The organism is Methylobacterium sp. E-065 (assembly GCF_022829605.1).
Lineage (GTDB): Bacteria > Pseudomonadota > Alphaproteobacteria > Rhizobiales > Beijerinckiaceae > Methylobacterium.
Map to the genome: position 1 here is coordinate 1 of NZ_JAKSYD010000210.1, position 1,976 is coordinate 1,976.

The 1,976-nt window shown below is 64.9% G+C and carries 2 protein-coding genes and 1 pseudogene; 1 reads left to right on the forward strand and 2 read right to left on the reverse strand.

Annotation, left to right across the window (positions count from 1 at the left end):
* Positions 1-97 (reverse strand): annotated as a pseudogene (locus MKK84_RS25575) (IS481 family transposase); the annotation flags it as partial.
* A 167-nt stretch (positions 98-264) separates the two neighbouring features.
* On the opposite strand from MKK84_RS25575, the gene MKK84_RS25580 reads away from it, so the two are divergent.
* On the forward strand, positions 265-657 hold the full coding sequence (locus MKK84_RS25580; protein ID WP_243924839.1) for a hypothetical protein: 393 nt from the start codon (positions 265-267) through the stop codon (positions 655-657).
* A gap of 1,132 nt (positions 658-1,789) precedes the next feature.
* Here the strand turns inward: MKK84_RS25580 and MKK84_RS25585 are convergent.
* The coding region (locus MKK84_RS25585; RefSeq protein ID WP_243924840.1) for a hypothetical protein at positions 1,790-1,976 on the reverse strand (187 nt) is incomplete at its 5' end.

The window sequence follows — 1,976 nt, forward strand, 5'->3', positions numbered from 1 at the left end:
AGCGCTTGGCCGCCGCTCTCACACTCTCTTTACGGAGCTGTATTGCGCGACGGACCGCCTCCGTCGTGCGGGCGCTGCCGTGAAGAATTTGGCCCATAGCGCATCTCTTGCCGCATGGTGGTCAACCGTACCACCACACCGCGGGATCATACAGGTAGGGAGGGGTCTGTCGGGCATCAGCGGACTGGCGTGACCAACATAGGTTGAAGGTCTGGCGCGTCTCGCCACATGGCCGAATGACGCGTCCTCCCGTAGCTCGGCCGGATGTCAGCCAGTCTCGCCCCCACCCCGCTCCCCGATGTCGTCGCCGGCTGGCGAAGTGCATTGGAGAACCTATCGCCTCACGCCTCGCCCTGCCGATATCTGGCCCCGGCCAAATGGGCGACGATCCGCGAGAACGCCATCGGCTTCTGTGACCGGTTCGGCGCTGAGGCGCATCGCCTTGGCTGGACTGCGCAGGAGCTATTCGCGGTTCATCCGGAGCATAGCACGATCCGGGTCGATCACTGCGGGGTGCTGATGGTCGGAAGCCAGCCGGCCATAGGCGTCGAGACGACCCGGATCCTGTTCGAGCGGACCGCCGGCTATCGGAATGGGCCGGGCCAGGTCTGGGGCATTCCGGTCTGGGAGTTCGCCAAGAAGGGTGGTGGCCGGTGAGCCGCCGAGTTCAGGCCAAGATCGGCAGCACGGGTTCGCTGGTGGGCTTCACGGTGCTGGTGACGGCGCTGGCGGCCTGTGGGCTGACGGGACTGGTGCCATGACCTCGGAGCTGGAGTTTATTTTTGAGAGCGGAGCCGGGATCCAATTTCAGGAGCGGAAGGCGCCATGACGGTAGCTGTTCCAGCCTCCTGTGCCTGTGGAGCCTGACCCCGGCCCTGTGAGCCCGCCTCTGCGGCGAACGCTCAGTAGCGGTCGTCAACTGCGGCCCCTGACCCAGGCTCAGGCCCGTTCGGAGCCCCGGGCGAAGCCTCCGGCTCGGGCTGCGGACGCGCCGCTTCCCGTTTGGTCGCCGACCCCGTCGCCGACGGAGGTTTCGCCGTGGCGTGGGTACCAGGCGGCCCCATCTTCCCCACTGGGCCAGGAACACCTTGGGGTCCTCGTGGCCCAGAAGGCCCGGAAGGCCCGGCTGGTCCGACCTCTCCGGCTATACCGGCCGGCCCTTCGGGGCCCGCTGGACCGGGTTCGCCCTGTGCACCAGCAGGACCGATCATCCCCTTAGGACCGGGCAGACCCATCGCCCCCGCCTCGCCTTTTGAGCCTGCCTCTCCCCTCAGCCCTGCCTCGCCACGTGGACCGGGCGATCCTGCCGGACCAGTAAGCCCCGGCGCCTGTGGTCCTTGCTGGCCGCAGCCACTCACCACGACATCGCGCGACTGGTTGGGTGTCCGAAGCGTCGCGATACACGTGGCTGGGTGATAAACCACCCGAAACTCGAAATAGCCTCGGGCATCAGTATGCTGGGGAAATTTGCCGTCGAGGGTGATTTCACTGTCTGACTCGTCGGCATACCCGAGTACCCACAGGTACCCGCCCGTGATCTTAGCATCCTCGACTTTTACGTCAGCATAGGCTGAAGTCATACATGCCGCGATCAGACCTGCGCTTAAGCACATGATCACTTGCCAACGCATCAAATCTCGTTCCTGAAGCTATGGCATCCGTGAGACACCATTTTGCGGCTGCGCCTGCGGCGTCATTCCCGGCCGGTACACTCAGCGCACGTCGGAGGCATTCCGTTCCAACGCGGCTCTCGCATTCGCCGCTTCTGCGTCGGATACCTCGCCCCGGACTAATGCAGTCGGTTTTCGGGACTCACTCGATTGAGGCGCAGGGCAAGCACCATGACGCCGCCATCGGTGAACGTCTCCCCATCGACCAGCCAGAGCGGATAGTTGCTGCTCCACGGCTCGACCGTACAACCACAGGCGCGAAGCACCTGGACGGCTTCAGCCACCAGCTCATCGACGATGGCCATC